Source organism: Pseudovibrio sp. FO-BEG1 (genome assembly GCF_000236645.1).
Lineage (GTDB): Bacteria > Pseudomonadota > Alphaproteobacteria > Rhizobiales > Stappiaceae > Pseudovibrio.
On the sequence record NC_016642.1, the window covers coordinates 3,991,140 to 4,015,873 of the forward strand.

Annotated in this window: 26 protein-coding genes; 2 read left to right on the forward strand and 24 right to left on the reverse strand. The window is 52.9% G+C overall.

What is annotated here, in order from left to right; translation table 11 throughout:
- Positions 1-61 precede the first annotated feature (61 nt).
- From PSE_RS17890 to PSE_RS17915, 6 genes are all read right to left on the reverse strand, one after another.
- Positions 62-874 carry an IclR family transcriptional regulator gene (locus PSE_RS17890; protein ID WP_014286139.1) on the reverse strand — a complete coding sequence of 271 codons (813 nt, stop codon included), beginning with the start codon at positions 872-874 and terminating at the stop codon, positions 62-64.
- 105 nt (positions 875-979) lie between these two features.
- A complete protein-coding gene (locus PSE_RS17895) occupies positions 980-1,675 on the reverse strand; it encodes an ABC transporter ATP-binding protein (protein ID WP_041769092.1) in 696 nt (231 codons plus the stop codon).
- A gap of 20 nt (positions 1,676-1,695) precedes the next feature.
- Positions 1,696-2,466, reverse strand: a complete 771-nt coding sequence (locus PSE_RS17900; RefSeq protein WP_014286141.1) for an ABC transporter ATP-binding protein — start codon at positions 2,464-2,466, stop codon at positions 1,696-1,698.
- Positions 2,463-3,740 carry a branched-chain amino acid ABC transporter permease gene (locus PSE_RS17905; protein WP_014286142.1) on the reverse strand — a complete coding sequence of 426 codons (1,278 nt, stop codon included), beginning with the start codon at positions 3,738-3,740 and terminating at the stop codon, positions 2,463-2,465. The genes PSE_RS17900 and PSE_RS17905 overlap by 4 nt, the downstream gene beginning before the upstream one ends.
- The gene (locus tag PSE_RS17910) at positions 3,737-4,669 is read right to left on the reverse strand and encodes a branched-chain amino acid ABC transporter permease (RefSeq protein ID WP_014286143.1); all 933 of its coding nucleotides are present in this window, start codon (positions 4,667-4,669) and stop codon (positions 3,737-3,739) included. Before PSE_RS17910 ends, PSE_RS17905 begins: the two co-directional genes overlap by 4 nt.
- Before the next feature lie 69 nt (positions 4,670-4,738).
- Positions 4,739-5,971, reverse strand: coding sequence for a branched-chain amino acid ABC transporter substrate-binding protein (locus PSE_RS17915; RefSeq protein WP_014286144.1), 1,233 nt, complete (start codon positions 5,969-5,971; stop codon positions 4,739-4,741).
- Between the two features lie 307 nt (positions 5,972-6,278).
- Between PSE_RS17915 and PSE_RS17920 the strand changes: the two genes are divergently transcribed.
- Positions 6,279-6,737 carry a type III secretion system chaperone gene (locus PSE_RS17920; RefSeq protein ID WP_014286145.1) on the forward strand — a complete coding sequence of 153 codons (459 nt, stop codon included), beginning with the start codon at positions 6,279-6,281 and terminating at the stop codon, positions 6,735-6,737.
- A gap of 194 nt (positions 6,738-6,931) precedes the next feature.
- Positions 6,932-9,025 carry a type III secretion system export apparatus subunit SctV gene (gene sctV, locus PSE_RS17925; RefSeq protein ID WP_008546646.1) on the forward strand — a complete coding sequence of 698 codons (2,094 nt, stop codon included), beginning with the start codon at positions 6,932-6,934 and terminating at the stop codon, positions 9,023-9,025.
- Positions 9,026-9,744: 719 nt separating this feature from the next.
- Here the strand turns inward: sctV and PSE_RS17930 are convergent.
- The 18 genes from PSE_RS17930 to PSE_RS18015 all read right to left on the reverse strand — a co-directional run bounded on the left by PSE_RS17930 (position 9,745) and on the right by PSE_RS18015 (position 24,579).
- Positions 9,745-10,662: a S9 family peptidase gene (locus PSE_RS17930; RefSeq protein ID WP_148266167.1), complete on the reverse strand. Its 918-nt coding sequence runs from the start codon at positions 10,660-10,662 to the stop codon at positions 9,745-9,747.
- 160 nt (positions 10,663-10,822) lie between these two features.
- Positions 10,823-11,956 (reverse strand): type III secretion system export apparatus subunit SctU, encoded by a 1,134-nt coding sequence (sctU, locus tag PSE_RS17935; RefSeq protein WP_008547285.1) that lies wholly within the window; start codon positions 11,954-11,956, stop codon positions 10,823-10,825.
- On the reverse strand, positions 11,953-12,795 hold the full coding sequence (gene sctT, locus PSE_RS17940) for a type III secretion system export apparatus subunit SctT (protein ID WP_008547110.1): 843 nt from the start codon (positions 12,793-12,795) through the stop codon (positions 11,953-11,955). The genes sctU and sctT overlap by 4 nt, the downstream gene beginning before the upstream one ends.
- Before the next feature lie 5 nt (positions 12,796-12,800).
- The gene (gene sctS, locus PSE_RS17945) at positions 12,801-13,070 is read right to left on the reverse strand and encodes a type III secretion system export apparatus subunit SctS (protein ID WP_008546860.1); all 270 of its coding nucleotides are present in this window, start codon (positions 13,068-13,070) and stop codon (positions 12,801-12,803) included.
- 24 nt (positions 13,071-13,094) lie between these two features.
- Complete coding sequence (gene sctR / locus PSE_RS17950) at positions 13,095-13,739, reverse strand: type III secretion system export apparatus subunit SctR (RefSeq protein WP_041768662.1); 645 nt, start codon at positions 13,737-13,739, stop codon at positions 13,095-13,097.
- A gap of 71 nt (positions 13,740-13,810) precedes the next feature.
- Positions 13,811-14,863 (reverse strand): FliM/FliN family flagellar motor switch protein, encoded by a 1,053-nt coding sequence (locus PSE_RS17955; RefSeq protein WP_014286150.1) that lies wholly within the window; start codon positions 14,861-14,863, stop codon positions 13,811-13,813.
- Complete coding sequence (locus PSE_RS17960; protein ID WP_014286151.1) at positions 14,860-15,609, reverse strand: hypothetical protein; 750 nt, start codon at positions 15,607-15,609, stop codon at positions 14,860-14,862. The genes PSE_RS17955 and PSE_RS17960 overlap by 4 nt, the downstream gene beginning before the upstream one ends.
- A complete protein-coding gene (locus tag PSE_RS17965) occupies positions 15,606-16,085 on the reverse strand; it encodes a YscO family type III secretion system apparatus protein (RefSeq protein WP_014286152.1) in 480 nt (159 codons plus the stop codon). The genes PSE_RS17960 and PSE_RS17965 overlap by 4 nt, the downstream gene beginning before the upstream one ends.
- Entirely contained in the window at positions 16,082-17,458 is a 1,377-nt protein-coding gene (gene sctN / locus PSE_RS17970; protein ID WP_008546282.1) for a type III secretion system ATPase SctN, read from the reverse strand. Before sctN ends, PSE_RS17965 begins: the two co-directional genes overlap by 4 nt.
- The gene (gene sctL, locus PSE_RS17975) at positions 17,458-18,105 is read right to left on the reverse strand and encodes a type III secretion system stator protein SctL (RefSeq protein WP_014286153.1); all 648 of its coding nucleotides are present in this window, start codon (positions 18,103-18,105) and stop codon (positions 17,458-17,460) included. Before sctL ends, sctN begins: the two co-directional genes overlap by 1 nt.
- Positions 18,084-18,812 (reverse strand): hypothetical protein, encoded by a 729-nt coding sequence (locus PSE_RS17980; protein WP_014286154.1) that lies wholly within the window; start codon positions 18,810-18,812, stop codon positions 18,084-18,086. Before PSE_RS17980 ends, sctL begins: the two co-directional genes overlap by 22 nt.
- Before the next feature lie 13 nt (positions 18,813-18,825).
- Positions 18,826-19,629 (reverse strand): type III secretion system inner membrane ring lipoprotein SctJ, encoded by an 804-nt coding sequence (gene sctJ / locus PSE_RS17985; RefSeq protein WP_041768663.1) that lies wholly within the window; start codon positions 19,627-19,629, stop codon positions 18,826-18,828.
- A gap of 38 nt (positions 19,630-19,667) precedes the next feature.
- Entirely contained in the window at positions 19,668-20,156 is a 489-nt protein-coding gene (locus tag PSE_RS17990) for a hypothetical protein (RefSeq protein ID WP_014286156.1), read from the reverse strand.
- Positions 20,157-20,207: 51 nt separating this feature from the next.
- Complete coding sequence (locus tag PSE_RS17995) at positions 20,208-20,612, reverse strand: hypothetical protein (RefSeq protein ID WP_008546421.1); 405 nt, start codon at positions 20,610-20,612, stop codon at positions 20,208-20,210.
- 110 nt (positions 20,613-20,722) lie between these two features.
- Positions 20,723-21,829, reverse strand: coding sequence for a hypothetical protein (locus tag PSE_RS18000; RefSeq protein WP_014286157.1), 1,107 nt, complete (start codon positions 21,827-21,829; stop codon positions 20,723-20,725).
- A gap of 248 nt (positions 21,830-22,077) precedes the next feature.
- Positions 22,078-22,812 (reverse strand): hypothetical protein, encoded by a 735-nt coding sequence (locus PSE_RS18005; RefSeq protein WP_014286158.1) that lies wholly within the window; start codon positions 22,810-22,812, stop codon positions 22,078-22,080.
- 25 nt (positions 22,813-22,837) lie between these two features.
- Complete coding sequence (locus PSE_RS18010) at positions 22,838-24,007, reverse strand: hypothetical protein (protein WP_014286159.1); 1,170 nt, start codon at positions 24,005-24,007, stop codon at positions 22,838-22,840.
- A gap of 113 nt (positions 24,008-24,120) precedes the next feature.
- A complete protein-coding gene (locus tag PSE_RS18015) occupies positions 24,121-24,579 on the reverse strand; it encodes a type III secretion system chaperone (RefSeq protein ID WP_014286160.1) in 459 nt (152 codons plus the stop codon).
- Between the last annotated feature and the right edge of the window lie 155 nt (positions 24,580-24,734).

Sequence of the window (24,734 nt, forward strand, 5' to 3'; positions counted from 1 at the left end):
TTTAAAGAATACCCATAGCGGTCTGCACGCCAATAACAGACAGAAGAAACGGGAAGAGTACTCAGCCGCGGTTCACCAGAACCGAAGGCAAGCCAAGAGCGCGCTCCAGCTCTTTCACCCTGTCACGCAGCTTCGGCCCAACCTCGTCCTGCATCCGCTCATAGCTCAGCATATCCGGCGTCGCGCCGCAGCTGATCGCAACCGGCTCGCCAAAGTCGTAGGATCGGAATCCGGTTGAAACCGCATTGATGTTCTCAGCATAACGCTTGTCTTCATCAACAATCACAAAGCCTTGCGCCAAAAGCTGAGAGAACCCTGCAGCCCGTGCAGCCTCAAGGGCTTCAATGGAAATGCTCTCTTCCCGCCCGTGCACACGCTCGCAAACCTGCTTGAACTCATGATCGGAAACACTGGCCAGATAAGCGTGACCTGAAGATGAGCCAGTGATCGGAATACGGTGCCCCACTTCCAGCCAGATTGCGGGCACACCCTTCGGTCGCCATGTCTTGGTCAGCAGCATCTTATTTTCATCAAGCACCGCAAGCAGCGCAAGCGTACCCGTTTCATCCGCCAGTTGCTGCATTATCGGGTTAGCCGCTTCAATGAAGGACACAGAGGCACTGGCAATGTTGCCCAGCGCAAGAGCGGCCGGACCAAAGCGGTAGCGATCATGACGGCGTGCATGGCTCAGGTAGCCAAGCTGTTGCAGAGTGAAGGTCAAACGGGAAACTGTAGACTTAGGGATTCCGGTGCGTTGAGAAATCTCCTGGTTTCCAAGGCCATCGTCAGAAGCCCGGAACGCACGCAAAACCTGCAATCCCCGCGCCAGCGTTGTTGCAAACCGCCGGTCTTTTTCTTCATGTCCCGTCAACACTCAAACCCCGTCCCTATCAGTCACAGCCATTTGCCTAGCATAGATCACAGTCCTCAAAGAACACCCGCAAAGCGTGCAGCCGCACTTCTCCAAGAAAAAGGAGGATCACACCTCCAGCCATTCTCGCCGGATATCATCCCTAGCCCGGAACTCATCAGGCGTGCCGTGATAAACAATCTCCCCATGCCCCATCACATAGACCTGCTGCGCAATCTTCAACGCAATGGAAAGCTTCTGTTCCACCAGCAGGATAGAAACACCCGCCCGCGCAATCTCGGCGATAAGCTCTCCCACCTGCGTTACGATCTTCGGCGCAAGCCCCTCTGTCGGCTCATCAATGATAATCAGATCAGGATCCCCCATCAGCGTCCGGCAAATGGTCAGCATCTGCTTTTCACCACCAGAGAGCACCCCCGCTGCCGTATCTGCCCGTGATTTGAGGTTGGGAAACATATCGAGCATCTGTTCAATGCTCCAGTTACCCGGTCTGCGCATATCTTTGATGCCCAGCAGCAGATTGTCCCGCACACTCATCATGGGAAAGATATCGCGGTTTTCTGGCACGTAGCCAAGGCCTTTGCGCGCAATGCTATGACTTGGCTGGCCGGAGATATTCTCGCCCTTGAACCAGATGTCTCCCTTTGGCGCCACCTCACCCATAATCGCTTTGGCGGTGGTAGAACGCCCAACACCATTGCGCCCCAACAATGCTGTCACACTGCCTTTGGGTACATCCATGCTCACCCCGCGCAGCACATGGCTCTTGCCATAAAACGCATGCAGGTCGCGGACTTTCAGCATTTCATTTGAAACATGAGTGCTCATGCCGTCACCTCCGCGAAATCTGCCTCATCTCCCAGATACGCCTCCCGAACCCGCTCATTTCCACGGATTTCCTCTGGTGTTCCTGTTGCGATGATCTCGCCATAAACAAGCACAGAAATCCGATCGGATAGCCCAAAGACAACGCCCATATCATGTTCCACAATCAGCAGGGTTTTGCCTTCCGTTGCCATCTCAATCAGCTCAATAGCCCGGTCGGTTTCAGAGTGACTCATGCCCGCTGTCGGTTCATCCAGCAAGATCACATCAGCCCCACCAGCAATGGTGATAGCAATCTCCAAAGTACGCTGATCCGCGTAGGTCAAAAGCACGGCAGGCACATCAGCCTTCTCTGTCAGTCCTACCTTCTCCAGCACTTCTGCTGTCTTGCGTTGCACTTCTCTCAAGTTGCCGATGTTGCGCCAGAAGCTGTGCCCATAGCCAAGTGACCACAGCACCCCGCAGCGCACATTCTCCCGCACGGACATGTTGGCGAAGATGTTTGAGACCTGAAAACTCCGCGACAGCCCAAGCCGGTTGATCTCATAGGGCTTCAGGCCGGAGATCTGCCGTCCCCCCAGACTGATTGTGCCGGAACTTGGCGGAAACGATCCAGAGATCAGGTTGAACAACGTAGACTTGCCAGCCCCATTAGGTCCAATGATCGCGTGGCGTTCCCCTTGAACGATCTCTAGAGAGACCCCTTCAATAATCTTTGCAGGACCAAAGCTTTTGCGTACATCTGTCAGCTGTAAAGCAGGAGCTGTCATGAGCCAGTCCCTCCCTGTCTGGAAAGCACTCTGAGCAAACCCATGCCAACACACGCCAGCACAAGGCCAACACCCCATGGCATCACCTGATCCGGCGCCAGATGCCAGCCAAACGGCTCAAACGCTTCGCCAAAACCATTAGAATGGCGAACAGCCAGTTCCACCAGTACAACAACACCAGCTGAGGCAAGCAGCGCAGAGACGAGATAAGCCCCAAGCCGGAGGAACTCCTTCACACCAAAGGAGCTCTTGAAAGCATTCGCCCCACTCAGCAGCAAACCAGCAAGACCGCCCGGTGCAAACAGGATCATCCCGATAAACAACAGGCCCAGGTAAAGCAGCCAGGCCTCTGAGTAATCAGAGAGGTTGGACTGCATATAAGTCAGCACAACAGCCCCAAGGATCGGACCTACGAAATAGCGCGCCCCGCCAATGTAAGCCATCAACAGCACAAGACCGGATGGCACTACACTCAGGCTCTCCGGCGTAAAGATCTCATAGTTCACCGCAGACATACCGCCTGCCAAACCAGCAAATCCGCCAGCGGCAATGAACACCAGATAGCGAACCCGGTTGGGGTTATAGCCAACAAACTGCACCCGTTCCGGATTGTCCCGCACCGCTTGCGCCAACTTGCCAAGCGGCGTTCGCGTAAAGGCATACATCAGCGCTGTGCCAAGAAACGTCCAGAATGCGATGAACCAGTAGACCTCACCCAAAGGGCCAAGCGACAAGCCAAACAGCTCAATGCCATTCATCCGGTCGCCTGTGATCCCCTCTTCTCCGCCAAACACGCTGATGAACATGAACCCGGCAGCAGCCACAAGCTCGGCAATGCCAAGCGAGATCATGGCAAACGGCACACCAGCGCGCCGGCAAGACGGCCAGCCGATGACAGCTCCCGCCAGTGCTCCGCCAGCAAAGCCCACCAATGGCAAGGCAAACATAGGGAACGCCGCCCAGACGCCGCCATCATAGCTAGCGTTCTCAATGGCATTCATCCCGTGCATGGCCGCATAGCCACCAAGGCCAAAGTAAACCGCATGGCCAAACGAAAGCATGCCCGCCTGCCCCAGCAACATATTGTAGGAGAGCGCAAAAACCATGTTGATGCCAATGGCGTTGAACAGCGACAGCCATGTTCTGGAAGGCTCAAACAGCGGAATACTCAAAAGGATCAACGCAAGCAGTAGCAACGGCAGTACCCGTGTTGCAAACTTGTAGCGTGCACTCGGAGCCAGATCAGGCAACCGGTCAAGACTGTAGTCGGTCAAAACTCACGCTCCCCCATCAGGCCGCGCGGACGCAGCATCAACATTAGAACCAGAAGAATGAACGGCAACATGGGCGCCAGAGACGCAATCGTGATGCGCCCGATGTCTCCATCCGCACTCAATCCTGCAAAAGAGAAGATCTCGGCAAAGCTGGCATCAATGGAAATGGCGAAGGTCTGCAAGAAGCCAATCAGCAAGCTGGCAATGAACGCCCCTTCCAGACTACCCATGCCACCAACCACGACCACCACGAAGACAATCGGTCCAATGGAAAACGCCATGGACGGCTCAGTCACCAGGTAGTTGCCGCCGATTACGCCAGCGAGCCCCGCCAGTGCACATCCTGCCGCAAACACCAGCATGAAGATCCGTGGCACGTTATGTCCCAGATGAGACACCATATGCGGATGGGTCAGCGAAGCCTGAATGATCAGCCCGATCCGAGTACGCTTCAGCAGGTACCACAGTCCCGCCAGCATCCCGATGGACACAGCCAGCATGAAAATCCGGTAGACCGGATATTGGGAGCCGAAAAGTTCAAAGAGAGAAAAATTCAGCTCCGACGGAATCTCATAGGCAACAGCAAACTTGCCCCAGATGATCTTCACCAGCTCTTCAATCACATAAGCCAGCCCGAAAGTGAAAAGCAGCTCGGCCACATGCCCGCTGGCATGCACTTTGCGTAAGCCCCACTTTTCAACGCATGCTCCAGCGGCTCCAACGCAAATCGGCGCAAGAAATAACGCAAACCAAAATCCGGTGTGCTGACCAAGGGTAAAAGCAAAGTAAGCACCCAGCATGTAAAAGCTGGCATGGGCCATATTAAGAACGCCCATCATACTGAAAATCAACGTCAATCCGCTGGACAGCATGAAGAGCAACAGGCCATAGATCAGCCCGTTGAGCAGAGCAAAAACAACCGTCTCCATAACATCCCCTAGAAAACTGGGCGTGCTCAGACCCGATTGCCCGAGCACGCCATTGATCAGACGAGAATGTTAGGAAGGACGCCGCATCTTGCACGTAGTCGGTGTTTCTGTCGCCGCTGCTGGGATGGTGATATCAGTCTTAAACCCGTAACCGGTGTTCTCGACATCACGGGCAACACCCTCAGAAAACGTAGAGATATAAAGCGGTTGCATCAGCTGATGGTCATCCGCCCGCATAGTCACCTCACCATAAGGCGTCTCATAAGTCATGCCTTCCAGCGCCGCCGCAATCTTGGGAACGTCCACCGAACCCACACCATCAACCGCTTTGTCCAGCATATTCATCAGCGTAAAAACACGCTCATAATAGTAATCAAGACTGTTGGTTTTCTCAAAATCATCCACCCGCGCCATCTGCTTCTCAGAAGCTTCAATATTTTCATGGAACTCGGTGATCTGTTTCACCAATCCAACAGCACTTTGCCCCATTGCCGTTGGAGCCCCAAGGCCGCCGCCATAGAACGTCAGATACGGCACAGTATGACCAGACGCATTGGCCGCCTTCACCAGCAAGGTCATATCTGTCCCCCAGTTGCCGGTGAACACAACATCAGCCTTCGCGCTCATCATCTTTTGAACGTACGGCGTGAAATCCTTAACCTTGCCAATAGGATGAAGCTCTGCACCAACAATCTTGATGTCAGGACGCTTCTCCTCAATCATGGACTTCGCAGCAGCCGTGAATGCCCGGCCATAAGAATAATCCTGCGCCAGAATGTAAGCGGACTTAATGTCTTTCTGATCCCGCAGCCAGTCCGTCAGACCCGCCATTTTCATGTCCACATGCGCATCAAACCGGAAGTGCCAGTAATTGCATTTCTTGTTGGTGAGTGCCGGGTCAACAGCTGCATAGTTTAGGAAAAGTACTTCTTCTCCCGGATTACGCTTGTTGTGCTTGGCAATCGCATCCGTCAAAGCATTGGCAACACTCGACCCATTCCCCTGCGCGATAAAGCGAACACCCTGATCAATCGCCTTCTGCAGCTGTACAAGGCTCTCCTTTGGATTGATTTTATTATCAAAAGCAACCACTTCTACCTGCATGCCGCCCATGCCACCGGCAGCATTAATCTCATCCGCCGCATACCGGAAGTGCTTTAACCCCGCATCACCCGTACTCCCAAACGGACCAGACAGCGGATCAATATAGCCAATCTTGATTGTCTCAGCTTCCGCAGAGAGAACTCCCCACGAAAGCAGAAGTGCAGTTAGACTAGTTTTCCAGAAAACACCTTTAGACAAAACAACCCCTCCCCTAAAATGATTTTTCTTTATAATTTTATTAAGGTAATGAGATCGGCAACACGTTCTATTGTCAAGCAATAAGTAAAACTCAATTCTGCATAGTGACTTAAGCCAGCTCCATATCCATTTCACATGTGATTCAGCTGTAGAAAGTCTTCACCACAAGTAACGCTGCAGCAGTATTGTATGCGGCCTGCAAATTTCTTCTTCAAACGCCAGTGTTTTGTATCAAACGGCACAACACTTGATTGAGACGCCCCCTACAGAATAACCCAGATAAATCAGTAGAGTTAGGGACTGTCGAATGGACAACTTCAAAATCATTCACGACTTGATGGTTGAAGTCGGGCCGCTTCTGGAAGCCTTGGAAATATCAGAGTACGCCGAAGCAAAAACCTGGACCATTCTTCTGGAAGATTTCCTGCTCATTCTGGAGAGTGATGAGGACAACGGTATCCTGCACATCTCCACGATCCTCGCAGCCCCAACACCGGAAGCGCGGCAGGAGACCTATCGAAAAGTCCTCTACTACTCCGACAAGCAACAGGCAGAAGACAACTATCGCGTTGGTCTTGTTGAGAAAGATGGTGATCTTGCGCTGATCAAGACCGAGTACACCAACAACCTCGACAAAAACAAACTCTACACCACGCTCAGAAACTTCGTCAGCGAAGCATCAAAGCTCAACGACATGATCGAAACAAGCGCCACACCCCAAATCGCACTGACTGAAAACACCGGCGAGATCATCTTACCTGCGTAATTGGCATTTCCGTGCAGGGAAAACCCGAAGTCATCTCTTAAATTTTTACTCAAGTGTTTGCTGCGGCACACCTGTGGCTTTTTCCAATTGTTAGAAGCGAAAGGTGAGTTGGCCTGAAAGCAAGAGCAGGCTGAAATCAGGAGCAGGACGTGCAAAAAATCTTTCAAACGATGTCGCAGAGAAATGACGTTCTCTTGGCATTTCTGTTGATCGCAATCGTATTCATGATGATCCTTCCGTTGCCGACGGTTCTCGTGGATACGCTGATTGCCATCAACCTCAGCCTTGCAGCAATCCTGCTCATGGCCGCGCTCTACCTGAAGGATGTTGTCGCCCTCTCGGCGTTCCCGTCCATCTTGCTTCTGACAACCCTCTTCCGCTTGTCGCTGTCCATCACAACGACCCGTCTGATCCTGCTGAAAGCCGATGCCGGTGAAATCATCGACACCTTCGGCAACTTCGTGGTGCAAGGCAATCTGGTCGTCGGTATTGTTATCTTCCTGATCCTCACCATCGTGAACTTCCTTGTGATCACCAAGGGCTCCGAACGCGTGGCAGAGGTTTCCGCTCGCTTCTCCCTTGATGCGATGCCGGGCAAGCAGATGTCTATCGACTCTGACATGCGGGCCGGCCAGATCGAGCTGGACGAAGCAAAGCGCCGCCGGTCCAAGCTGGAAAAAGAAAGCCAGCTTTATGGCTCCATGGACGGCGCTATGAAGTTCGTGAAGGGCGATGCCATCGCGGGCCTGATCATCACCGCCGTTAACATCATCGGCGGCGTCATCATTGGCACCTCTCAGCACGGCATGAGCGCTGTTGATGCGCTGGATCGCTACACCATTCTTACCATTGGTGATGGTCTGGTTGCTCAGATCCCGGCTCTGTTCATCTCCATCACCGCTGGCTTCATGGTTACCCGCGTAAGCACCGATGACTCCAGCGATCTTGGCTCTGACATCGCCAAACAGTTGAACGGTGAACCAAAAGCCCTGATGATCGCAGCCGCGATCATGGTTGGCTTCGCGCTGATCCCGGGCTTCCCTTCTGTTATCTTCCTGCTGCTGGCAGCTATCTTTGGCTCCATCGCTTACTTTGCAATGCGCCGGACCAAGACCCAGTCTGCGAAGAAAGACTCTCAGCAACTCTCAGCCTTTGCCCCGGCCATAGCGCCGGAAGGTGAAGCGCAGATGATGCCAGATGAGGACATGGCAACCGAGGTAGAAGCTGCACAGGATCTGGCGATTACCATCACGGTTCCTTTGATCGTCGATATCTCATCATCCGTACGCTCCACCCTCAACCCGAAGAAGCTGGACAGAGAAGTCGCAAAGGTCCGCAAGGCACTTTACTTCGATCTCGGCGTCCCCTTCCCAGGCATCAAGCTGCGCCTGAACGAGAGCCTGCCTGAAGGCGAGTATCGCATCCTCGTCAACGAGGTGCCGGTTGCCCGTGGTGCAGCCCGTTCTGGTTACTTCATTGCCCGCGAAACACCGCCAAACCTTGCCATGTTCAACATCCCTTACGAGGAAGGTGACAGCTTCTTGCCGAACACTCCATCCTTCTGGGTGAGCAACAGGCACTTTGAGCAGGCAACCCGCGCAGGCATTCAAACCCTGACTCTGACCGGCATGCTCAGCCTGCATCTGGCTCATGTCCTCAAGCAGCACGCAGCAGAATTCCTCGGCATTCAGGAATGCATGTTCCTGCTCAAGCACATGGAAAGCGATTTTGACGAGCTGGTACGCGAAGTAAACCGCGCCGTCCCGCTCATCTCACTCGCTGATGTTCTCAAACGATTGGTCCGTGAAGACATCTCCATCCGTGACATGCGCACCATCCTTCAGGCCATCGTGGAATGGGGCCAGAAGGAAAAAGACCCGCTTATGCTGACGGAACACATCCGCATGGCATTGAGCCGCTACATCACGCATAAGTACTCTGCAGGCCAGCACATCATCCCGGCGTACCTCATCGACAAAGACATCGAGGACGAAGTGCGCGGTGCGATCAGACAGACCAGCGGCGCATCCTATCTTGCTTTGTCACCGGACACCCACCGCCAGCTCATCACCGTCATGCGCAGTGCCATTGGCGATAATCTGGCACACAACGGCATTGCTCCAGTGATCTTGGTACCAATGGATATCCGCCGTTTCTTCCGCAAAGTGATTGAGCGAGATTACGCGGATCTGGCTGTGCTCTCCTTCCAGGAGCTGGCACCAAACGCGAACATCCAACCACTAGAGAAAATCAGTTTACGCGGCAAGGTTGGCACCCTACCAGCCTGATCCCCGAATACCGCGTAAAACCTGCCCTTTGCCCGGGCAGTGAAGGTGGAACCCGAATAACCAAAATCAGAAGCCCCAACTTCGGGTAATCGGGTTCCACCTATTCCTCAGAAATCTTCACATGTCGGGAAAATGTCGTCCTGTTCTGACGCCACCTTCCTCAAGTAACTTTCTCTTCAACAGCCCAGCAACAAGCACCAAAAGCACCGCATGACCTGTCATGCAGTGGGGAAGCTAAGATCCCGAAGAACGGGGTGAGCAAGGCGAGCAGGCAGTGCCTGCGCATTGTAAGTAGGTTAGTTTCTTCGGCATTGGCTGCTCGCCTCGCCCGGGCGTTTTTGTATGAAACAAGATCTCCACCGAAAGGCATTGGGAGCAGGTGCCTACCCATCAGGATCAGCCCTCACAAAGCACAAGGCTTTGATCAGAACCTCCCCCTCTGAGCAGTTGCTATCTGGAACAGTTTGCCCTGTCCATGACAGCTGCAGCTGCCAGTGTAGACGCCCATCGGGTGACCAGCTTCCGCTTGGTCCCTGCACTAAAGACTTTCAAGGGGTGTTTCAACGGACCCGCCAGATGATGCGTTACTTCACCCGGTAGCCCCGCCCAGCCCACGCCGCACTGACGGTCGGTCCGCCAGCTGCCCGTTTACGTGAACATGAGTTAAGTATGGGGCTGGCGGACCTGAGGGGAATAAGTTTTGTGTCGATCAAGGTAGCCTAAGGCGCCACCCGCTCAAGAAACGACGCCACAACGGGCCCCCAGATTTTAGGGCCCTCATCCCTCAGGAAGAGATCATGACCGTTCTCACCCTCAAGCGGTAATATGGCAAGCTCTTGCTCTGCATCACTTTCCGAGGTGTAGGCCTTGAAAAATGACCTGGCCAACATTGGGCTATAAAACTCCTCGTTCTCCGCATAAACCCAGAGTGTTGGCAGTGTTGTCCCAGCTCCGAACATTCTGAACCAGCGCTCACCCTGTTCCAAATCACGCGCGCTATAATCATCGATCGCCACTGCCCCCGGTGCGAAAGCAATGACACCGCGAACACCTTTTGGAGCCCTCCGAGACGCAGCTAGTACGCTGTTTCCACCCGCAGAAAATCCGAGGAGGACAACATGATCAGCAACCACAAACGGTTGATCCTGAAAGTAACGCACTGAACTATTGATATCATGAACGCGTTCTTCAAGGACCTTTATCAAGCCAGCAGCATCCCCATCCGGCACCACAGAACGCTTGCCCTCCGAGCGTCCATATCCACGGCGAATGACCACCGCGACAGCATATCCACGTGCTAAAAACCACCTGATCGCAGCATCTGGACGGAAATCATAGGGACCGTCATGAGGTGCGTTCCGAGCTGCACCATGAGTAATGACAGTCAGAGGAAATGGCCCTTCCCCATCCGGCTTGAAAACGGTTGCCTCAAGAGTGATTGTCCCACTGCCGTCTTCCAACTCAACTGGCACACGCCAGACATGCATGTTCAGTTCACCAAGCGGCTCACTGATGCGCCCCACAGTTGGATAAAATGATTGCGCAAGAGAAACTTGCGCAGAAAACAGGAACAACAAAACAACGAAACTGGTAACGGAGCCCAAGAAGGAATCACGTTTACAGAGCTCATAAAACATTTTGCCCTCATTTGAATCACATTTGCATTACAATACGAATTCAAATGAAGCACGATTCTCACACATCTGCAAGTTTCAAAACTCAGATTATGAAGGAGACAAAATGTGGAGCACAGCTCGCATGCAAAGGCTTCAGCCTTTTCGGAAAGATAACAGGAGCTTAGTTCGGCTTGTCTTCGCCAGTCTTTTTCTCATGTTCAAGATCGATCACACCGCGTTCAAGCGGTCCGTTGTAAAGGATATCTTTGTTCTGATCGATCCAGACAAGGATCTCTGCAACCGCAGCAAACATATCCTGCGGAATAAGCTCTTCAATCTGCACTTCTGCATGCAGCATGCGGGCAAGTTTCACATTGGCAAAGATAGGCACACCAGCGGCCTCTGCTTCCGCACGCATTTTAAGCGCGGTCAGATCAAGTCCCTTGGCAACAACCAGCGGCACAGCAACTTCATCCGGGCGATAGGAGATCGCAACCGCATAGTGGGTCGGATTCACAACCACTGCACTGGCTTTGCGCGTATTCTCAAGATTATCACTCATCAGGATTTCCTGAGAAATCCGCTTCCGCTGACCTTTAATCTCAGGACTACCCTCAGACTCTTTATGCTCCCGTTTCACCTCTTCCTTGGTCATCTTCAGGCTCTTGATGTGCGTATGCTTCTGGAACATGAAGTCCAGGATCGCCACGCCCACAAATGCCAGAAACGAAATCCCGAGGATCAGTTTCATGATCGCACCACTGATGTTCGTGATGCAGGGTATGCCGCAGGAGAGAGAGTTGATGTAAGCGCCAATGGCATACTTCACGGTGAAGTACAGCATGGTGCTGAGCAGAACGATTTTCAGGATCGATTTAAGAACCTGCACAACTTGTTTAAGCGAGAAGATACGCTTGAAGCCCTCTGCCGGACTGATCTTACTCAGCTTGGGCATGATGCTGTCGACCGCCCACAGGAAGCCAAACTGCACAAAGTTGCCGAAGATACCAGCAGCAATCGCAACACCGATCAACGGCAGGACGATATCCATAAAAGTGGAGAAGACACCAAATACGCCCTCTCCGGCTGAAGAGGAAAAGTCACGCCGTGTTGCCAGATCAGCAAGGTCATCCATCAACCCGACAAGCTTGGAAAAGTTCAGATCCCAGGAGAACCAGAGATAAGCAATCACCGAAAACAACGAGATCGTCGTCGTTACTTCGGTACTCTTCGCCACCTGCCCTTTTTCACGAGATTCACGTTCTCGTTTGGGGGTGGGGAGTTCGGTCTTTTCGCCAGAACTCTGCCCACTCATGGACCGACCTCCAGCTTCTGATCCTGATAGATCTCCTGCCCCTTCTCAAAGATCCCGAACATCTCATCCGTAAACAACTTCAGCTCAATCTGATGCTCCGCCGCTTCCGGCAGCAGGAAGGAGAGATAGAAGGTAAGCAGAATGACAGCCACGCCACTCTTGATCGGCATCGCCAAAATGAACACCTGAATTTGCGGATCAAACCGACTGATAATCGCCAGCGCAAACTCTGAGAGGAACATCAGAATAACCAGCGGCGCCGCCATGATGAACATCAGACGCATGGCATTATCGAAGATGGACAGGATCAACTCAGGAAATTCTTCCGGCAGCACAGGCACAAACTCGGTGACCGGAAAGATCATGTAGGAGTTGTAGACCAGCGTCAGAATGAAGAAGAAGCCCGGTGTCAGGAAGAGGTAGAGAATAAACGCACGGGAGAACAAATCCCCGATCGGCGAGCTTTCATTGCCCAGCATCGGATCAATACTGGACGCAACGGCCGCACCGCGCTGGTTGTCGATCAATGTACCGGCAGACTGCACCGCCCACAGCAGACAGGAGATCGTGTAGCCAATCAGAAATCCGATGGCATACTCCTTGAAGAAGTAGACGATAAACATCGATCCTGTTGGCGAAAAACCGTCCACATACTGCAGATTATAAGGATAGAGCGGGATCGCAATCACCATGACAACCACGTTGCGCGCCATGCGCGACATGAGCGTGGCATTAAACAGCTGGGATGTCGCAAACACCGCAAAAATGCGCGGAAACGTCAGCAACAACACCAGAAAGGCGTCACGATGGAGTGAGGTGATCTCCGCAATCAGGTTCATCGGCGTTACCTGACCAGTGTCGGGAAATCGTCAAACAACGCCTGCGTGAAACCGATGGTCTCCGATCCAAGGAAGCTGGACATCATGAACAGCGTCAGCGCCACGGCAATCAGCTTCACACCAAACTGGATCGTCTGCTCCTGCATCTGCGTCAGAGCCTGCAGCAAGGACACCGCAAGACCAACCAGCGAAGCCACGATGATCGGCGGTAAAGAAAGCATCATCACAAGGATCATGGCCTCGGAAATGCGGTAGACGGCGTCTTCTGGTGACATAAGCTACTCCTCTCACATTTCCGGTTAAACGTAGGTCTTGATGAGACCAAGGATCAGACGCGACCACCCATCAACCGCCACAAACAGGAACAGCTTGAACGGCAGCGAAATGGTCAGCGGCGATACCATCATCATGCCCATGGCGAGCAGGATGTTGGAGACCACAAGGTCAATCGCCAGGAACGGCAGATAAAGCAGGAAGCCAATCTCAAAGGCCTCCCGAAGCTGAGAGACCGTGTAAGCCGGCAGCAGGATCGCAATGCTGTCAGCACTCATGCTGTCAGCAACTTCCGCAGGCCACAGCTGACGGGAAGCTTCCAGAAAGAACGCCTTTTCCTTGCTGTCTGCATGCTTGGCCAAAAACTCTTCCAGCGGCCCTTTGGCGGCAACGAAGGTTGTCTTCATATCCTCCACCGTGGCGATGGAGTAATTCCCCTTCTCCAAAATCTCGAAGGTCTGGAGGAAGACTGGCAACATGATGTAGCCGGACAGAATGATCGCCAGAGCATTCAACGCCATGTTCGGCGGAATCTGCTGCACACCCAGCGCGTTACGCACCAGCAGCAACACCACTGAAAGCTTGATAAAGGACGTGGCAACAATGGCCAGAAACGGGACAAGGGCCACGACCACAAGTGCCAATATGAGCGTGAATGGATCAGACGTCATCAGCAAATCTCTGGTTGGGCACCTTCAAGGCGCCTCTGGTTTTCGTTGGCTTTGGCGTGACCTAAAGCAGCTTAAAGGCCTGCGCCCCGATCAGTTTTGGAAATACGCAGCGCAACGCGCTCATCAATCTGCACCAGATGCCCCTTGGCAATCCGCTTGCCCGCAGCACGCACGTAAACAGGTGTCTCCTCATTGAGTGCAGGCACATCAATGTTCACCAGCGTTCCAGCCGCCCAGCTTTCAAGCTCAGCAATGGAGATCTCACGCTCATCCACCTCAAAACGCACCGGCACACTCATCTGGGAAAGATCAATGGACCCAATCTCTTCCGCGCCTGCTTCAGCAGTTTGCTCGGCATTCACCTGTTCGGCTAACTCACTCATACCATTTACACTTTCAATTCGTTCGCAGCCCCATCCCTGCTCCACCAGCACCAAGTGATGGCGGCTGAGCGGCCCGTCCACAGTGATGCGTTGCCCCAGCGCGGGCGCATCCAGAACGACAAGATCTCCGCGGCGCAGATTGGCAACATCCGCACTCGGCAAAGCCGCCTCGCAAAGGGTCAGGCTGATGGAGGTGTTCAGTTGCTCACGAACAGCACGCCACGCAGGCTGAGCTGTCAGCGGCAAACCACCCAGCAAACTGGAAAGCGCATCCGGCCTCACACCAACTTTCGCCAGAACCGCAGGCCCGCCAATCTCGCCATACCGAACTGAGAACCAACTCAGCTGCTCCAACTCTCCAACGGAAAGCAGTGCAGAAACGGACTGGAACGGCAGCTCAGTCTGAACCTTGGTGAAGTCCGCAGGCAGCTCATTGCGCAGGTTGGAAACAATGCCCTCAATCAGCGCATCACGCAGCCCGGCATCCAGCTCCAGAACATCCGTATAAGCCAGCGGCACACTCAGCTGAGCTTCAAACGGAAAATCGTCCAGCACCAACACTGCAGTCGCGCCGGTATCCCCACGCAGCATGCAGCCTTGCGCGAAGGACGAAGGCGCCTCGCTCACCTGAAAGTTCAGCGTGTGCGTGCTCTCAATCGTGATGTCCTGCTCCGCATAGCTGAGCGCAGCGTTCCAATAGTCAAGCGGATCTGTTTTAGTTTGATAATTCAATGCATTCATGACGTGGTGCGATTCCCTGCAAAGATTGAGGAAAGCCCCATCATGGAAGAAGAACCGGCATCAACGCTCTCAATCTCCTGCTGTTCCAATCGATCAAGAATACGGATTTTCCGATCAGGAAAACGCTGCTGCAACGTGCTCATAAGCCCTTGCGCGGCGGCCTGAACCTCACCAGCAATCCGGTCACCGGTGACACGTTCCAACACAACAGCAAGTCCACCTTGCGTAGACACCACCTTCAAACCAGCAAGACCAAAGCGATTAGCATCAAGAGAAAGGCTCAAAACGCGGCCATCGCTCTTATCCGCGATGGCTTCCGCCCGCATAGCCTGCTCAATCTGATTGGCAATCGCCGTCATCGCCTTATCAACGCGCGCTTCCGTCGAGGTCTGACGCACGGAGCTGAACAGCTCGGAAGGATTGGAGACGGAAATTGTGCGGGCTTCAGCCGGATCAGAAGCAGCCAACAATCGCGCATGGCTCAGGTCCAGCGGATCAGTCTGCCCTTGCTGCGATCCTTCACCTTCGTCCTGCATAGTGTCTTTGGCAAGAACCGGAACGGACTTACCCTCAGCAGTGCGCAGCTGTTCCTGAAACAGGCTGACATCATGGCGGTTAAGCCCGTCAGAGAACCTGTTACCCTGCTGCTTACCGGCCATTTTGCCGTGTTCTCGCTGCTGCTTGCCACGGATACTTTCAAGATTTTGCTGCTGCTCAAGAGGCTGCGAACCCTGAGAAACCTTCATACTTCCACTTGCCTTCGCCCGGAAAACTGCTCCTCGATCTCCTGCTCCTCCGCAGCCTCCATTAAGGCATTGGCTTCACTCCGAAGATCATCCGCAACCTTTCCATACTTATCTTTGATGCGAAGTGCTTTTTGATACTCAAGGCGGGCGGCATCCGCATTTTTAAGTGCGCGATCATAAACATAGGCCGCGCGTTCCGCTGCGTCCTCCAGCTTTTTCACCGCGTTTTCAAGAATCTGCGCCTGCTCTTTCACTTTATCGAGATCATCGGTTGAGATGACCTTCTTGATGATTTCCTCATAAAGCGCGTCTTGCTTGGCAGGCAGAGTGGCGCGTTCATCCGCAGCCGTCTTGCGCTTCTGTTCCAGCTGCTCTTTGGCGCGCCGGACCTTCTCCAGCTCAGCATTCAGTTCACGCTGAGCCTTTTGCTCCTTAAGTGTCTTGACCAGATGCAGCTTTTTTATCTGGTTGATCACGCAACTGTGCTCTTCAGCTTGCCAAGGGCAACATCAAACCCGTCAAACTCATCCGTGCGCTGCTGCAAGAACTCCTTGATCGGTTTGTTCTTGGCAATCGCCAGATCAGCCTCTGAATCTGCCCCCTTCTGATACTCACCAATCTGCACCAGCAGCTCAACTTCCTCATACTTTGCCAGCAAGGAGTTCACTTTGCCGGACATCTCACGATGTTCAGGGGAAGTTACTGCCGTCATCACACGGCTTTTGGAGTTCAGAATATCAATGGCCGGATAATGGTTGGCAGCAGCCAGCTTGCGCGACAGCACGATGTGCCCATCCAGAATGGACCGCGTTTCATCAGAAACCGGCTCATTCATATCATCACCTTCCATGAGCACCGTATAGAACGCGGTGATTGAACCCTTATCATTCATGCCAGCCCGCTCCATCAGGCGCGGCAGCGTGGCAAACACAGAGGGCGGGAAACCGCGACGGGTTGGCGGCTCGCCAACAGCAAGACCGATCTCACGTTGAGCACGGGCAAAACGGGTCACAGAATCCATAAGCAGCAGCACACGCTTGCCCTGATCACGGAAGTACTCCGCAATCGAAGTCGCAACAAACGCAGCTTTAGACCGCTCCAAAGAACTCTTGTCTGACGTCGCAACCACAACAACAGACTTCTTCATGCCCTCAGGTCCAAGATCATGCTCAATGAACTCGCGCACCTCACGGCCACGCTCACCAATCAACGCCAGCACGGTCACATCGACTGCTGCGCCTTTCACCAGCATCGCCATCAGCGTGGACTTACCGCCACCAGCCGACGCAAAGATGCCCATACGCTGACCTTCACCAGTGGTGAGCATACCGTCGATGGCACGCACACCCATTGGCAAAGGTTTGTCGATGATCTGACGCTGCATTGGATCAGGCGGATCCTGATTAACCGGATAGTGGGTTTCAGGCACGAACTCCTGATCAACCCCATCAATGAAGTTGCCCATGCCGTCCAGCACGCGGCCCAGCAGACCCTCACCTACAGCAACGGTTTGCACGTGCCCGGTTGGACGTACCTCGGTATCAGGCCCGACACCATAAAGCTCACCAATTGGAGACAGCAGTGCTTCATCATCATGAAACCCAACCACTTCGGCCATAAGCCTGCGACCGGTAGAGCGGGTGTAAAGCTCTGCAATCTCGCCAATTTCCACCTTGGGCACGACTGCATGGATGAGCGTACCCACCACTTTGCGCACCCGGCCTGTTAGCGGATAGGGCTCCACATCTGTTGAGGCTTTGACCAATGCACGACCGAGCCCCGGCAACCGGGTTCCGATCTGCTTGCTGCGCTCTTCAACATGCTCTGCAGGTTCAATGATGGAGGCCATTATCCCTCCGCAAGCTTATTGGAAGAGGCTTGACCAGACGACGTTCTGCGCAGGATCTCTTCAATCTCTTCCAGTCGAACCTGCAGGTTGCCATCTACACGGCCAACAGGTGCATCCAGCACAATATGCGCACCTTGCAGCTCGCCATCCTCAACGATCTCAAGAAACTCAATCTGCTTGAAACCATCGGTGATCGCACGGGTCATCGCCGTTGCCTTGGCGTACATCTCCGGTGCCACATGCAAGCGAACACGCTTTTCAGCACGCAAGGACTTCAGCATGCTGCGCGCCATCAAGCGTACGCGCTCCGCATCATCAAACTCATCCAGCAACCGACGCAGCAGAGTAATGGTGACGGTGACAACATCATGCTCCACCTCACGCAGGCGCGTATCCAGCAAAGCTTGCTCCGCTATAATACGTTCACACGCCTCCGACTGCGCTTTGCGAACGCCGTCTTCATATCCCTGCTTTTTCTGCTCTTCATAAACACGCGTCGCATCCTGCAGAATTTCCTCTGCCCTGCGCTGCGCTGTTGCGATGATCTGGTCAGCCGTTTCAACAGAAGCGAACTCAGCTTCCTTGATAATGTGAGTGCCTGGCGTCAGCTGAGCGCCCAGCTCTTTCAGTCTATAAATGCTCGCCATTGTGGCAATCTCCGACGCAAATACTGGACAAAATGCTCTTGCTGTTCTGCTCGCATCACCTGCAAGCGAGCGCTGAGTTTCTCGTTTAGTTCATTGGAAAAACGTAGGCGCACCAACGGTTCAAGCTTCTCATCAACCGCACTGACAAAAGCCAGAATACCTTCAGCACCAATCAAAGTGAGAGCCTGCAAAGCCTCTTCATCACGACCGCTGCACAGCTGATCAAATGCATCATCTTCTTCAGCCGAATATCCAAGAGTGCCGAAGAAAAACGCTACATCACGGATGGCGATATCAAACACATCCTCGCCGAACAGTACTTCCATCCGTTGGCAATGGCTCTTGAGCACAAGGCGCCCAATCATGTCATGAACGCGTGCAATCGCGATGATGCGCAAAACACCACCAAAGTCCTCAGCACCTAGGCTGCACAGCATCAACGCCAGTCTCGCCTGATCAGAACCAGTAAGTTTGTCAGTTGCAGCGATGTCTACGGAAAGACTATTGAGCTCAAGCAAGCGTGATACATGTGTGTTTAAGGGGCGGCGGAAATCATCATGCCCAGAGAGGCCACGCAACACGCCAAGCTCCAATCCGGTTGCAGCCAGATGGTCATCATGCGCAAAGGCGAGAGGGTTCAGCAAAGATGCAGCAAGTCTGGCCTGTAAAGGCCAGACTGCAGAGTGATGTGGAGTGCCCGTCATCATGCCCTACCCTGCACTAAGCAAGTTCTTCAGGCAGAAGCTCGTCGTCTTCTCCACCCTTGGCTTTTTTACTGCCAGAGCTGAACTGTTTGAACAGCAGGAAGCCAACGCCACCAATCAACAGCAGCAACACAACACCAACGCCGCCAAGGATCTGCCAGAAGACACCGGCATCATCACGGGCGATGCGCAATCCAGGAAGCACAGCTTCGTATTCTTGTGCAGTACGCTGAGAAACAGGCTTCAACTCACGAGCTGGTACAAGCGCAACCGAGACACTGGCGTACTCAACGCCCTCAATCGCGTTGCTGACCAGACGCTTGATCTGCGGGATCAGAAATTCGATATCAAATTCAGGACGATGCTTGATGAATATCGCAGCAGAAGATGGCTTCACCTCTTCACCCAGATCTGCCTTTTCCGGCAAAACGATGTGAACGCGCGCAGAAACGATACCGTCGATCTCGGTGATAGTCTCGGAAACTTCCTCACTCAGCGCATAGATAAAGCGAATGCGCTCCTCAAATGGGGAGGAAATAATGCCAGACTTCTGGAAGACCTGACCCAGCGTATCACGCGCACGCTTCGGCAGCCCGTTTGCATTCAGAATTGTGACCGCACGCTGAATATCGTCGTCATCCACCTGCAGGGTCACGAGCCCGTCACCCAGACCAACTTTCTGAGCAGACACACCATTTTCCAAAAGCAGGCTCAGCATGGTGTTTGCTTCCTGTTCGGACAGGTTGGTGTATAGATCCGTGTTGCAGGCGGCCAAACCAATCACCATGCCTACAATTGTAATAAAACGCCGAATATTCATTTAGACTTTCACTATACCTATTGAATGCGCAGTCTTAATCAACGCATCAAAGCGTCCATACCTTGCGTGGTTTTGCCCGCAATCTTCGAGCTCACATCAACCAGCAAAGAATAGTTCGCCACTTCAATCTGCATGTTGATCAGCTTATCGAACTGGCTGAGCTGCCCACCTTCAGAAATCGCATTGATGCTGTCACTGGTCTCAGCAAAAACACCCCTCACCTTGGCAAGGCCATCAATGAGGAAGTTGCTGTCCGTTGGATTGACGGAAGCAACCTGAGTAGGCGCCTGAACCGCAGCCACGTTTTGCGCAGCACTCACCTGATCCACACCACCAATCACCACGTTGCCATTGACGATCTGGCCGGAAACCGGCGCTTGCACACCACCAGCAGCACTCAGCGCTGTCTGAAACTGATCTTCAAGACCCGTCACGTCGCCCGTCGCTGCGGCACCAGTCGATCCTGCTCCACCCTGCAGCGCCTGCTGCAGCTGAGAGGTGAGTGAACTGTCCAAAAATGTTGTCATGAATGCTCCTCACTGTTTGCTGAAATTCGTTTCGCCTGAGGTCAACGCTGACTAGCGGACCATCATCGCGCTGACAGGATTGGCAAGCTCATCCCTGGAGGAAAGCGCCTGAGCCGCGATCTCCGCACACGGCGTGCCTGCAGCCATCTCGCAAACTTCACTCAGGATTTCGCAGGCCGTATCAATCTCGCCCTTCCGCAACAGCGCAAGACCGCGATAGGTCTGGATCGTGTCAGTTGGCGGCGCATTTTCAAGGCAGGCAAGCGCCTCATCAACATTGCCACGCGTCATCGCAGCAAGACTACGCCCCAAGGGACCAGCCTCCTGATCAGGGCGCATCACCTGAAACGCCTTGAAGATGGAGTCAGCGTGCTCGGCAAGACCATAGGAGACAGCGATAAAGCCCAGCTCTGCCAGCATCTTGACGGTTTCACTATCAAAATCTTCTGCGTTCATTCCACCCTCATTCCAAAGCCTGCATGCGACTTGCTCCAATCATTAAGCAAGCCGCATACGAATTCTTGTTCTCAGTCGATCAAGCAGGTCTCCCCACTCGAACCTAACGATTACCGAAGAGAGGCATCTCGCTTCGGCGGAACTGGTGGAATGTCACCAAGTGCTGGCTTTGGCATTAAAGCCGGCTTACCTTTTTCCGTTAGGTTTCCGTAAATCGCCTGATCATCACCAAGAAGCACATCAGGATAATCGCCGCTGTTCTCTACAGCACTCTCTGCCTCTGAATTTGCGTAGAGAGGTTCATTGTTCACAGTGCCACCGGTCTCCAACCTCGCGTAGGTTGGATCAAGCAGGAAGCTCCCCGGCTCAGACAACTGCCCATTGTCATGGTTCAATCTGCTGTAAGGGTTCTCATTCTCAGCAACCTGGCGATCAATATCAGCCAGCACCCGTGCAGCTTCCTTACGCTCATTTGCTTCTGCAGCACGTTGCTGATTTGGCGTGTAATGCCGAAGGATCGGAGCACCTTCTGTATCACCACCGCCCTTGTTAACTTCTGCGTACAGTTGCTCACCAAGTTCTGGCGTGCTCTGTTCACCTTCAGAACGAACAGTCGCTCCTTCTTTGCCAGCCGGCAGTTCTGAGTATGCCGAGCCGTAAATAGAGTTCGGCAGAACCACTGCACCGTCCCTATCAATGAAGCGGCCACCTGTTGGGTTGATAGACACCTCTTCGTAGGCAGCGTCAGACAAAGCTTCATTCACCAGCTCATTGATTGTGGTGCCAAGCTCCTTCAGCGCACCAAAACGCACGTCATTGTCATGAAATGTCGGATTTTTCTGAATACGCTCAAACGCAGCACTAAGAACCTCATCAGTCTTTGCCTGATGGTTTTGAACGCCACCCTGTTGTAAGCCCGCCGAAATTTCATTCTTCGCCAGCTGGGTAAACACAGGCCAGTTGTTCAGCTTCTTATCGTGAGTTTGCAACGCATTGCCAAACAGCTTACCGCCTGTCAGCTTTGCAACAGACGCTTTGGAAACCTTGCTGTTTCCATCTTTCGTATCTGCCTGATAAATCGTTTCGGCACCGTCGGTTCTTTGACCTCCGATACGAACCTGCGCATTATCTTTGACAAAGTCTTTGTTGGCTGGATGATCGATACGATCCAGAACAGCTGACAAGTGATCTGTGCTGGAAAAGCTAACTCCGGTCATGATTGCCTCGCATTCCTTTTAGCCTCAAACGGCTAGTGATTTGATATCTCTTGAGTTTAGAATGCACGCTTAAGGCGATGAGGTGAGTGCCGTTGGTTACAGGCAGAGGAAATTCTTTCAAAAAAAGCGACAAAACACGAATTGGTTATTCTTCGTGATCTCAATGACTTAAGGTCAGGTGCCAAGCAGCACAAAGGCCGGTCTTTTCAGAACCGGCCTTGTGACACAGCATGATTTCCGCTCAAGATCTAAGCAACCGCCATCTGACGAGCAATCGCCCTCATCTCCAGCTCATCCCAGGCCTTCATCTGTTCTTTGAAGCTTCGCATCTGATCATTGGATGCCGAGATACTCCCCCGATCTGCCGACCCGAACGCTTTGAGCATGATCTCTGCCAAAACCTCTTCTGCTGTCTCGTCCTGAACACAGCCACTGGTCCGGGCCAGATAAATGAGCCCCAGCTCGATCGTCTCTTCCGCAACATCAAACATCTTCGTGGCAATGGAAAAGACCGGTGCCGGTGGCAGCACATCTTTGACGATGTCATTGATGCGCGTCAGTTCACCAAAACTCAAAGGCACATCTGATGGATCTCCTTCACCAAACAGCTCTTTGAGGATCAGCTCCCTGTACTCCACAACATCACAGTCATGCGCCTTGATCTGGTTTTCAATCAACACCACAAAATCGAACCAGCTGCCTGCATCTTCAAGATCAAGCTTTTGCTGTTCAAGCGCTTCAATTTTGCGGGTCACAAATGAGCCTTTAAGCCCAAGCTTCCAAAGCGGAGTAAACCAGCTGAAAGCACGTGGCTTCACCAGCTTGGTTTGAAAGACCAGCTCATCCTCACTACGGGCACGTGCCTTCTTCAGCGGTGGGATAAGCAGATCGGACTTCTTGATTTTCAGATTCAACTCACTGCTGAGAAGTCCACTCAGCAGGTCGTCCAGTGTTGGCCTTGATGGAAGAACAAGGTCAATCATAAAGCATCATTCCAGTTGTTTTTTGTTATTGAGTAGGTGCGGTTTGTGAGCTGCTCACAGTGCGAACCGCAAGCGCATTTTTGCTTTGATATGCCCGGTCAAAAGCATGCACTTTCACCCGGCGCTCAGCACGTTTTTCTTCCTCGCTCTGACGCTCCAGAGCATCCTCTTCAGCACCAGCAAATGGATCCTCAACCTGCACTTCCATGCCGCCTTCGCTTGCAGGATCACTCTCCTCTCCAAGCGGAGTGATCTTGACAGCTTTGGTTTTCAACTTGTCGCGGCTGTAGGCTTTGTCCCGCACCGCCTCATCCTCATCAGAACCACCCGTCTCGACCTCACCCTTCTCATCAAGAAGGTCACGGGATTGCTGAAGGGAGAGTTCAGATGCAGCAGCTTCATTCATGCTGTTAAAGACAGCCTCATAAGCCGGCTGCTCTTCATGCGGTATTTCAGGTTGAGTTCCATCCATCGGATGAACCTCTTCACCATGGCCCTGATCGCCAGTTGGTTGCACAGTGTCGTCCAGCGAAGGACGTGTATCCAGATAATCATCCAGATCCCGCTTGCCCACGCCGGCATACGCAAAGCGGAAATTGTCATCGCTGACATACCGCATCTGGTCCCCGGCGAGCTGAAAACCCAGAGATGACATCAGCAACGCGCTGGAAACACCAACGGTTGCCTTCGGCTCCTCCTTGATTGAAGGCGGCATAGAAACCACAGAGCTCTGGCCTTTGAGATAAGAACTCAGGTTCCTCAAAGAAGAAAACTTCAGACCTCTTGGATCGCTCTTTTCTTCCTCGTAGACAAACTGAGAAATATAGCTGATTGCCTCTTCAAAACGATCCTGCCGCTGCTCGCGCGCATGCTCGTAAAGGCTCTGCGCCGCTTCATTCCGGAGCAGCTGATAGAACACATTCCAGTTGGAGACCTTTTGCTCAGGCCTTTCAGCTTTGTTCTGCAAAAAGCGAGTGTGCCGCGTCACGGCACGGCAAAGGCCAAGCACCTTTTCGCTCAAGCCATCTTTATTGTCCTGAGACACAGTCGCCTTGTAAAGCACCTCACCATTCTTGCTGGCGCTCTTGGTCAGGCTCACCCGTGCATCCTGAACTGATTTGCCGGAAATCGCAGCTTCAAGACGCGCAATAACGTTGGTGTAACGATCATTTTGAGAAAAGAGAATTTCTGTCATGGTGGCCCGCCCGGTACAGGCAATCGCCTCTGACCCTCCTCGGTATCAGATGAATGGCGTTGCCTTATGTTTTGAAAAGGAAATTGCGGCCCGATGGGGATGGGCCGACACGTTTAAAGGCTGATCAGCGTTGCTGGTTCAAATGTGTCCTGAGACAGATCATCGGATGAGGCTTCAGCCTGAGCACCCATTTCACGCACGATCTTCAGCCAACCAGCGGAAACATCAGCAAACGCCAGCACAAACTTGGCCAGCTTTTCAGCATCCCAGGCCACAGCACGCAGATCATTGTGCATCACAAGTGCATCATTTTCGATGAGAACCAGACGCATTCCGCCGGACTGGAAGCTTTGAGTATTGTAGACGAGAACAAGCTCAAGAATACGGTCTCGTTGAACCGGTGTCAGCTCGCACAGACAGGCGGAAACGCAGATGCGATCACTGTCCGGTACGAGTTTGAATTTCAGAGAAAAAGCATCCAGATCAACAATACGAATAGATTGATCCTGTTCATCTTCTTTTGGCTCAACACCTAATATCTGACATGCATCACTGAGCAGCTTCTCGAGCATGATGGGACTCCGCTTCCTTACTTTCTTAGCCATGACATTGCCAGAAAGCGAAGCAACCTAAAGTGTCAAACGATACAGTTTGAATAAGATACAATCGCAATTAGCATTTATTTTTCCGCCGCTTATGGAGGCACTTACAAGGCGCGCGAAAATGA

Bases quoted from the DNA above. Each gene is read 5' to 3' on its own strand.
- PSE_RS17895 (WP_041769092.1), bottom strand. From the start codon at position 1,675: ATGCTGAAAGTCCGCGACCTGCATGCGTTTTATGGCAAGAGCCATGTG.
- PSE_RS17900 (WP_014286141.1), bottom strand. From the start codon at position 2,466: ATGACAGCTCCTGCTTTACAGCTGACAGATGTACGCAAAAGCTTTGGT.
- PSE_RS17910 (WP_014286143.1), bottom strand. From the start codon at position 4,669: ATGGAGACGGTTGTTTTTGCTCTGCTCAACGGGCTGATCTATGGCCTG.
- PSE_RS17920 (WP_014286145.1), top strand. From the start codon at position 6,279: ATGGACAACTTCAAAATCATTCACGACTTGATGGTTGAAGTCGGGCCG.
- PSE_RS17930 (WP_148266167.1), bottom strand. From the start codon at position 10,662: ATGTTTTATGAGCTCTGTAAACGTGATTCCTTCTTGGGCTCCGTTACC.
- sctU (WP_008547285.1), bottom strand. From the start codon at position 11,956: ATGAGTGGGCAGAGTTCTGGCGAAAAGACCGAACTCCCCACCCCCAAA.
- sctT (WP_008547110.1), bottom strand. From the start codon at position 12,795: ATGAACCTGATTGCGGAGATCACCTCACTCCATCGTGACGCCTTTCTG.
- sctS (WP_008546860.1), bottom strand. From the start codon at position 13,070: ATGTCACCAGAAGACGCCGTCTACCGCATTTCCGAGGCCATGATCCTT.
- sctR (WP_041768662.1), bottom strand. From the start codon at position 13,739: ATGACGTCTGATCCATTCACGCTCATATTGGCACTTGTGGTCGTGGCC.
- PSE_RS17955 (WP_014286150.1), bottom strand. From the start codon at position 14,863: ATGAATGCATTGAATTATCAAACTAAAACAGATCCGCTTGACTATTGG.
- PSE_RS17960 (WP_014286151.1), bottom strand. From the start codon at position 15,609: ATGAAGGTTTCTCAGGGTTCGCAGCCTCTTGAGCAGCAGCAAAATCTT.
- sctN (WP_008546282.1), bottom strand. From the start codon at position 17,458: ATGGCCTCCATCATTGAACCTGCAGAGCATGTTGAAGAGCGCAGCAAG.
- sctL (WP_014286153.1), bottom strand. From the start codon at position 18,105: ATGGCGAGCATTTATAGACTGAAAGAGCTGGGCGCTCAGCTGACGCCA.
- PSE_RS17980 (WP_014286154.1), bottom strand. From the start codon at position 18,812: ATGATGACGGGCACTCCACATCACTCTGCAGTCTGGCCTTTACAGGCC.
- sctJ (WP_041768663.1), bottom strand. From the start codon at position 19,629: ATGAATATTCGGCGTTTTATTACAATTGTAGGCATGGTGATTGGTTTG.
- PSE_RS17990 (WP_014286156.1), bottom strand. From the start codon at position 20,156: ATGACAACATTTTTGGACAGTTCACTCACCTCTCAGCTGCAGCAGGCG.
- PSE_RS17995 (WP_008546421.1), bottom strand. From the start codon at position 20,612: ATGAACGCAGAAGATTTTGATAGTGAAACCGTCAAGATGCTGGCAGAG.
- PSE_RS18000 (WP_014286157.1), bottom strand. From the start codon at position 21,829: ATGACCGGAGTTAGCTTTTCCAGCACAGATCACTTGTCAGCTGTTCTG.
- PSE_RS18005 (WP_014286158.1), bottom strand. From the start codon at position 22,812: ATGATTGACCTTGTTCTTCCATCAAGGCCAACACTGGACGACCTGCTG.
- PSE_RS18010 (WP_014286159.1), bottom strand. From the start codon at position 24,007: ATGACAGAAATTCTCTTTTCTCAAAATGATCGTTACACCAACGTTATT.
- PSE_RS18015 (WP_014286160.1), bottom strand. From the start codon at position 24,579: ATGCTCGAGAAGCTGCTCAGTGATGCATGTCAGATATTAGGTGTTGAG.